This is a genomic window from Pseudonocardia lutea (assembly GCF_042658055.1).
GTDB lineage: Bacteria > Actinomycetota > Actinomycetes > Mycobacteriales > Pseudonocardiaceae > Pseudonocardia > Pseudonocardia lutea.
Window position 1 is genome coordinate 1 of record NZ_JBHSQK010000029.1, and the last position, 7985, is coordinate 7985.

Below are 7985 nucleotides of genomic sequence, written 5' to 3' on the forward strand. Positions count from 1 at the left end.
ATCGCCGTGGACACCGACGACCGGAAGCTGGAGTGGGCCCGCGGCTTCGGCGCCACCCACACCGTCAACGCGAAGTCGACCGACGCGGTCGAGGCCATCAAGGAGGCCACCGACGGGTTCGGCGCGGACGTCGTGGTCGACGCGGTCGGCCGCCCGGAGACCTGGCGCCAGGCCTTCTTCGCCCGCGACCTGGCCGGCACCGTGGTGCTCGTCGGGGTGCCGACCCCGGACCTGACCGCGCCGGAGATCCCGCTGATCGAGTACTTCGGCCGCGGCGGCTCGCTCAAGTCGAGCTGGTACGGCGACTGCCTGCCCTCCCGGGACTTCCCGATNATGCTGCGCTCGGTGGTGGTCCTCTGATGGCGGGCCCAAACAAGCAACGGCATCACCGTGTCGTCAGGCGACATTCCCCGCTGGGCGATAAGTCTGGCACGTCGACAGCAGCCGGATCACGAGCGGGCGGTGAGCTGCCCGCGAGCAGATGAGCACCGCGAGCGTGAGCAAAGCTCCTTAGTCCAGCCCGGCCGCTCACAGGCCCAACCTGCCTCCCGGGCCTGGAGCCGGCGGCGTACTCGCCCCTTGCCAGCATTGTCATACGATACTACGGTGTAGCACGACAGCGAGGATGAGTCTCATCCCGTCGGCGCGTCGCGCACCGGCTGCCGCCCCATCTGAAAGGAGCCACCGTGGGCTACATCCAGGGGTCCCATCACGTCACGCTCTCCGTCGGCCACGCGCAGGAGGACGTCGACTTCCACACCCAGATCCTGGGTATGCGCTTCATCAAGAAGACCGTGCTCTACGACGGCTCGACCCCCGTCTACCACCTGTACTACTCCAACGCGGCTGGTGACCCGTCCAGCGTCGTGACCACCTTCCCCTGGGCGCAGCACCAGATCTACGGCAAGCGAGGCACCAACCAGGCACGTGAGGTCCTGCTGTCGGTCCCGGAGGAGTCCCTGGACTTCTGGTTCAAGCGGCTCACCGAGCACGAGATCCAGGTGGCCAACGCCGAGGTGTTCGGCAAGCGCCGCCTGACCTTTGAGCACCCCTGCGGCATCGAGTACGCCCTGGTCGGCAACACCGGTGACCCGCGCGTCGCCTACGCGGGCAACGGTGTTCCGCAGGAGTTCGGGATCCACGGCATCCACGGCACCGGGATCCATGCCCACACCCCCGAGCGGACTGTCGAGTTCGCCGAGTCGGTCTTCTTCTCCCAGGGCGACATCGTCGAGGACGGCGACCGAGCAGCGTTCCAGGTCGGCAACGACAAGTTCGGCAACTACGTCGAGGTCATCGGCAACCGCTCGGACGACCAAGGGACCTGGTCCTACGGCGCCGGCACCTACCACCACTTCGCGTGGAACCTCGACAACCTGGAGAACCAGCAGGCGGTCAAGTTCGACATCGAGGGTGCCGGCTACACCGACATCTCAGAGCTGAAGGACCGCACCTACTTCAAGTCGGTCTACTGCCGGATGCCCGGCGGCGCCTTATTCGAGATGGCCGTCACGCACAACGAGGGCGGCTGGGACTGCGACGAGTCACCCGAGGAGCTCGGCCGCAACTTCATGTTGCCGCCGCAGTTCGAGAGCCAGCGCGCCGAGATCATGGGCCAGCTCGAACCAATCACGGTCGAGGACTGACAGTCCTGGCAACCGTGTGCCTCGGAGTGTCACCAGAAGCATGACCTGAGCCGCAGCAGCACTTCGCAAGGACCGCAAGACCCGTCGGCTCCACCCAGCCCGACAGCAAGGCCCCTCCGCCGAGTTGTTCATTGGAGAACGCTCATGGAATCGATCGAAGCCACACAGAACCGGGCGGCCGAGTCTGCCGACCACATTCCGGACCATCCAGAAGCGATCGCCCGTTATGCCGAGCAGCGGCGCAGCTGTCCCGTTGCGCGCGTCGAGCGACATGGGGGGTACTGGCAGTTGACCCGCTATACGGACGTTCACAATGCGGCCCGAGACTACGGAACGTACCGCAGCGGCCAGCCGTTTCCGGAGTTCCCGGGCTTCGCGCTGTCGATCCCGATCGCGAGCAACCCACCGGATCACACCGTCTACCGCAAGCTACTCAACCCGTACTTCACCGCTGCCCGGGTGGAAGCGCTGCGTCCACAGATCGAGAGCTTCGTCAACGAGCATGTGACAAACCTGATCGAAGGAGGCCGCGGTGAAGCCGCTGCCGAACTCGCCCGTCCCCTCCCCCAGCGAGTGCTCGCCGCGCTGATGAACATGCCGGATGAGACCTGGCGGACCTTCGTCGACAAGTTGCACCAGCTTGAGTCGGTCGCACACGACCCAGAAGCTGCTGCAGCACTCGTCGCGACGCTCTGGACCGACGACGTCATCGCGCTGGTCGAGTCGCGCCGCGCGCACCCGATGGATCCCGAACACGATCTCATGAGCGGGGTGCTCGCCGCACGTGACGAGTCCGGCGAGCCGTTCCCGCCTGAGATTCCCATCGCCATCGGAGTCCAGCTGTTCGCCGCGGGTGGCGACACCACGACACAAGCCATTACCGCAGCGTTGCATGAGATCGCCATGAATCCGAAGGATCAAATCAGACTTCGTGCCACCCCCGCCCTGATCCCAGACGCAGTGGAGGAATACCTGCGATTCCACCCGCCGCTGCACCAACTGGCCCGCACCCTCGGCTCCGATGTCGAACTGCACGGTCAGACCATGAGCGAGGGCGAGCTGGTGGCGTTGAACTGGGCTTCCGCCAATCGAGACTCCGAGAAGTTCCCCGAGCCCGATCGCTGCCTCATTGACCGCTCGCCCAATCGGCACCTAACGTTCGGCAACGGGCCACACCAGTGCATCGGCGCCCCCTTCGCACGACTGGAGATTCAGGCCACGCTGTCCCAGTTGCTCCAGCGCACAGCCTGGATCGAGCCCGATGGCGAACCTGTCCGAACTCACGGTGAGCCGCTGCATTCCGGATTCTCGCGACTGCCGCTGCGCTTCCCAGACCGGGCTCCGCGCTAACGCCCTACACGAGTCCGTCGGTGTATCGAGTCGGCGACGATCGCTGCCGACTCGATACAGAAAACAGCACACTAGATCTTGAAGGTGACATCATGACTAGAGCAGCTATCGCGCGGGATCCGAGAACGAAGGCCGTGGAGCCTCCGGCCCGGGCGCGATTCGACGTTGCGATCCGCACGCTGGTAACGAACCACTAGCTAGCCGTTGTCATCTACAGGCCTGGCGGCGACATCACGTGGGGCTCGTGTGCCGAGCGCGAGTACGCCGAACTTCGGGTGAAGGCAGCTGTGCTCGATGCGGCCGTTTCGAGGCCATTCTCACCACCCGACTTCCTACCCCGCGCCTGGCTGATCCTTTCCTGCAGAAGTTTCGTGCCGCACGTGGGCGGACCGGCTACCCGGCCGATCACGGGGTGGGCGCGAGGCTGTGGAAACAACTCCCGTGACCGTGGCCTCGTTGGACGCGGCGCCTCGTTCCCGAAGTCGACCATGTGGTCCTGGTCGTACACGTGGATGCCCACGCCATGGATGCCGTGGATCGCCGCGTCGGCGGACACACCCTTGCCGGAGAACCCCTCGTGTGGGTCGTTCTCGTTGCCGACCAGGACGTACTCGATGCCGGACGGGTGGTGGAAGGAGACCCGGCCGCGGCCGAGGGCCTCGAAGCGCGTGGCCTCGATGTCGTGCTGGCCGAGCCGCTGCACCCAGTAGTCGAGGGAGTCGGCCGGGACGGACAGGAGGACCTCGCGCGCCTGGTTGGTGCCTCGCTTTCCGTAGAGGCCGGCCTGAGTCCACGGGAACGTAGTGACCACGGACGACGGGTCGCCGTTCGCGTTGGAGTAGTAGAAGTGGCAGATCGGCGCGGATCCGTCGTACGGGACGATCTTCTTGATGAAGCGCATGCCCAGGACTCGCGTGTGGAACTTCACGTCCTCCTACGCGCCACCCACGGTCAGCGTGACGTGGTGGGAGCCGACGAGGTACGTCATTTGCTCGGTTCTCCTTGTTTGAGAGTGCTGTGCCGGAAGTGGAGCTCGGCAAGCCGTATGATTGTCGTACGATACGATGATGAGGTCAATGTGCGATTCTCGCCCTATGGATGTGCTGGAGGCGCGACGCAACGCCGATCAGGTGACCGTCAAATCTCAGGTCATTGCGGGAGTGCCTGGCCTGCGCAAACGTAGCCTGATTGTAGGGCGATATTACGGGACTTGTTCCCGCACGGCACCGAGAGGGAGCCGCGAAGCAGGAGGTCACCCAGTGACGCGCCGACGAGGGCTCCGTCCATCCGGTGCCGAAGTGCCCGCGCCGCACCCACGCAGGCCGAACTGTTAGTCCCGACAGGATAAGGACGTCGACGATGACTCCATCCCCCCTCCCCGCGCCGGAGGCGGATCCACGTCCGGGGCTCTGCGTACACCGTAGTTGAGCCCCCGGGGCGCGGTGATTCGACAGGAGGAGCACGCCCGGGCTCTGCCTCAGCATCCCCCTGGACGCCCGGCTCGCCCAGGCCGTCGACATCATCCGCGAGCTCCGACCCGACGGCGTGATCCGCGGCGTACCGAACCTGCAGAACATCATCACCATGACTGGGCCGTTTCCGGAGCTGCTCGGTGCGATCGATCCCAACTGGATCTTCTCGCCAGGACGGCACGGCGTGCGGCCCAGGACCTACAGATCGACGAACGAGGAGACGTGCCAGTGACGACGATCAAGGATGTCAGCGGCCTGGTCGCCGTGGTGACCGGCGGTGCGTCCGGTATCGGCAGGGGCATAGCGCAGCGGCTGGTGGAGCACGGTGCGAAGGTGGTGATCGCCGACATCGATGGCGATCCGCTCGATGGGGTAGCCGAGGAGATCGGGGCCGTGGGCATCCGCACCGATGTCTCGGATGCTGCGAGCGTGCGGGCGTTGGCCGACCAGGTTGTGGACCGCTTCGGCAAGGTGCACCTGGTGTTCAACAACGCCGGGGTTGCACCGGAATCCCGCATCGCCGACATGAGCCTCGGGGACTGGAGGTGGATCCTCGATGTCAACGTAACTGGTGTCCTGCACGGCGTCCACGTGTTCCTGCCGTTGCTGAAACAGCACGGCGAGCCAGCGTTTCTTGTGAACACGTCATCCATGGGCGGGTTCGTCGCCGATATGCCTGGACTCGGCGCGTACGCCACCACCAAGTTCGCGATCATGGGCCTCACCGAGGCGCTGGCGCACGAGTTGCGGCGGGAGAACTCAAACGTTGGCGCCGCGGTGCTCGTACCGGGGACGGTCCGCACCAATATCGCCCGATCCCTCCGCGCCAGACCCCCGGGGCTGGAGAGCGCCTTCGTCGAGAACGATATCTCCAGCGACCCGCAGATAGCGAAGCTGCGTTGGCTAGAACCGCGGGAAGTGGGCGACGTCGTGCTGGCCAGCCTAGCCCGTGGAGAGACCCATATCGTCACACATCCAGAGTGGTATCCGATGGTGGGCGAGCGCGCGTCCAGGATCGAGGCGGCGTTCGAACGGGCGGGGTGGAGAGGGTAGCGCTTCCGACATGGGCCCGGATAGTGCTGGCGGGGAAGCGCTGTCGGGATATGGGGGAAGTGGGGAGAAAATGTCCGAGGACCCGGCTCGAACGAGCGGGTCCTCGGACCTTTGCGTCGCGGGCCTTTCAGCCGCGGTCCGCGAGATGCCGCAGTCTCTCGGGCCAGATCCCGTGCCGCCCCGGCGAGAGAATCCCGTTCGGGTCGACCGCGTCCTTGATCGTCTCGCAGAACTGCCGGTACGCGTGGTTGTTGAAGGAGTATTGCGCCGATGCTAGGTCCATGAAGTCCAGGTGGGCGCGGTACTCCCCGTACCCACGCCGTCCCGCCTCTGCCACGAGCACCTTCACCGCGTCGTAGGCCTGACGGCACTGCTCCGTGTCGCGGTAGTCGTAGTTGAGCCCGGTGACGTACAGCGTCGTCCGCTCATTGATGATCAGTAGCCCGCCGGCCACGTTGACCCCTATCTGCTCGTGCACGATCCGTTCGAAGAGGTCGACGACCTCGCGCACGTGCTTGCCGGTCAGTGGGATGGCGGGGGCGAAGCCCACATGGGCGACCCCTTCCGGGATGGCGTCGAGTAGATCGACGCTCGGAACTCCCGCCTGGCACTTGTCGGGGATGGAGCGGATCTGGTCGTACTCGTCGGGGCCGTAGGTCCGCTCGAAGACAACCTTGCCGTTGGGAATCGCGCTCCACGCCTTGCGGATTTTCTCCAGCTGGTGGTCGACGACGGGGCCGTCACCCCACAAGGCCCCGCGAAGCGCCCACCGGCCCAGACCGGTTGCGTCGGCCATCGCGTCGAGGGTCTCTTCGCTGAAGGCGCCGTCACCGCCGGCGAACCGGCCCATCACCTCAGGGAATTGGGCCGCCAGCGTCACGGTGTTATACATGCTGGGCACACCGCGCAGCGTGCCGTCGAGGCGGAGTCGCCGGATGATGTCGATCGCTTGCTCGAGGTGCTGGTCCCGCGGAACCGTGAGGAAGAAGGGTGCGTAGGCCTCCGGCCGTGGCATGAGCCAGTAGCCCATCCTCGTGACGATGCCGTAATTGCTCTGCATGAACAGGCCATCGAGGACCGGGCCCAGACCACGCTTGTAGGTGTGCCAGGACTTGTTGTCCGGAATGGCGCCCATGCCGGTTCGCAGCAACTCACCGTTGGCCAGTACCACTTCCATCCCGCACGGCGCCATGAAATCGGCGCCGTAGGGCTGGTAGGTGACCCCGTTGTCGAGGGAGTTGCCGATGACGCTGCCCCAACCGAGATCTGGGACGGTGACCATTAGGTCCTCGTTGCCGGACTCCTTGAGCGCGTCGTGCAGGTCGAACCAGCGCACTCCCGGCTCGACCACCGCGTACGCAAGGTCGCGGTTGATCTCCAGCACGCGGTTCATCCGGGACAGGCTGACCACCACGGTGGCCTTCAGACGGGGCGAAGAGCCGCCGTAACCGTAGTTGCGGCCCTGCGAGGACGTCCAGATCGGCAACCCGAACTCGTTCGCGATCCGGACGACCGCCTGCACCTGCTCAGTGTTGCGGGGGAGCAGGACGGCTGCCGGGTCGTAGGTGTCGTCGTCGCGGTGCCAGTACTTGTCGCGGTACTGTTCGTGGAAGCGGCCCTCACCGAGGACGACACCGTCCTCTCCGAGCACGTCGACGAAGCGCCGCAGTGCCGTTTCGCCGAGGTAGTTTCCGCGATTGACGGCGTGCGTCTCGGTGCTCATCGCATGGCCTCCACTCCGGTCTCGGCGCCGACCGGGGCGGCGGGCAGCCACGTCGCCGAGGCATCCCCCCGTACCGCGTGTGAGCCGACCGGGTTGGTAAACAGGAGCAGAATCCGCTCAGCCCCTGCGAAGGCCGCTTCGAGGCTGTCCGAATCGGTGAAGTCGGCGTACCGGACCTGGACGCCACGGCCGGCGAAGGACTGAATCTCCCCGGGCACCCGCGTCGTCAGGATGACCTGGTCGGCAGGGGTCGGCTCCAGCAACAGCTCCGCGGTGATCTGGGTCAGCTCTCCGCTGGCGCCGGTGATGAGATGCACGCGCGCTCCTTGTGTGCTCGGGGCCCGGTTGCCCGGTGGTATCGGCACAAACCATACCGGCTGTATGATGGGCAGACAATCAGATGCCGCGATCGCCGTGACCGTGAGGAGACCCCGGTCATGGCGATCAGCTCACGCCTGCGCACCGCTTCCCCTAGCCGCCGGCTCGTCCGCTCGGGCTCCTCGGGGATCGCCTTCATGGCGTCTACCGAGCACGATGCCTCTTCGATCTGGTCCGCCAGGTTCGGTCCTGCCGCATTGCCCTCGATGCCGGCACGGTCGCCGGGCTGCAGGCGCACAAGCAGCGCGCTCGTAAGCGCGCGCTCGGCAACGTCACGGCTCGCGAGGGCATCACGCCTGGTGCCGAGCCACATGGAGTCGCCGCTCCCGAGACCGACTACGGGATGAGCCAACCGTCCGACTC

At 65.8% G+C, this 7985-nt stretch carries 6 protein-coding genes and 1 pseudogene; 4 read left to right on the forward strand and 3 right to left on the reverse strand.

Going from position 1 to position 7985, the window contains the following annotated elements:
- The 3 genes and pseudogenes from ACFQH9_RS13300 to ACFQH9_RS13310 all read left to right on the forward strand — a co-directional run.
- Window positions 1–339: pseudogene (locus ACFQH9_RS13300) on the forward strand (zinc-binding dehydrogenase); the annotation flags it as partial.
- A 347-nt stretch (window positions 340–686) separates the two neighbouring features.
- A complete protein-coding gene (locus tag ACFQH9_RS13305; RefSeq protein ID WP_379566338.1) occupies window positions 687–1646 on the forward strand; it encodes a VOC family protein in 960 nt (319 codons plus the stop codon).
- A gap of 144 nt (window positions 1647–1790) precedes the next feature.
- Window positions 1791–2996 carry a cytochrome P450 gene (locus ACFQH9_RS13310; protein WP_379566339.1) on the forward strand — a complete coding sequence of 402 codons (1206 nt, stop codon included), beginning with the start codon at window positions 1791–1793 and terminating at the stop codon, window positions 2994–2996.
- Between the two features lie 211 nt (window positions 2997–3207).
- Here the strand turns inward: ACFQH9_RS13310 and ACFQH9_RS13315 are convergent, their stop codons facing one another.
- Window positions 3208–3924 carry a VOC family protein gene (locus ACFQH9_RS13315; protein ID WP_379566340.1) on the reverse strand — a complete coding sequence of 239 codons (717 nt, stop codon included), beginning with the start codon at window positions 3922–3924 and terminating at the stop codon, window positions 3208–3210.
- Window positions 3925–4696: 772 nt separating this feature from the next.
- Between ACFQH9_RS13315 and ACFQH9_RS13320 the strand changes: the two genes are divergently transcribed.
- Window positions 4697–5521 (forward strand): SDR family NAD(P)-dependent oxidoreductase, encoded by an 825-nt coding sequence (locus ACFQH9_RS13320; RefSeq protein ID WP_379566341.1) that lies wholly within the window; start codon window positions 4697–4699, stop codon window positions 5519–5521.
- Window positions 5522–5648: 127 nt separating this feature from the next.
- On the opposite strand, the gene ACFQH9_RS13325 is transcribed toward ACFQH9_RS13320, so the two are convergent.
- Window positions 5649–7244, reverse strand: a complete 1596-nt coding sequence (locus ACFQH9_RS13325; RefSeq protein ID WP_379566342.1) for an FAD-binding oxidoreductase — start codon at window positions 7242–7244, stop codon at window positions 5649–5651.
- Complete coding sequence (locus ACFQH9_RS13330; protein ID WP_379566343.1) at window positions 7241–7561, reverse strand: NAD(P)H-binding protein; 321 nt, start codon at window positions 7559–7561, stop codon at window positions 7241–7243. Before ACFQH9_RS13330 ends, ACFQH9_RS13325 begins: the two co-directional genes overlap by 4 nt.
- Between the last annotated feature and the right edge of the window lie 424 nt (window positions 7562–7985).

Coding starts and splice junctions, on each gene's coding strand:
- ACFQH9_RS13310 (WP_379566339.1), top strand. CDS start 1,791: ATGGAATCGATCGAAGCCACACAGAACCGGGCGGCCGAGTCTGCCGAC.
- ACFQH9_RS13325 (WP_379566342.1), bottom strand. CDS start 7,244: ATGAGCACCGAGACGCACGCCGTCAATCGCGGAAACTACCTCGGCGAA.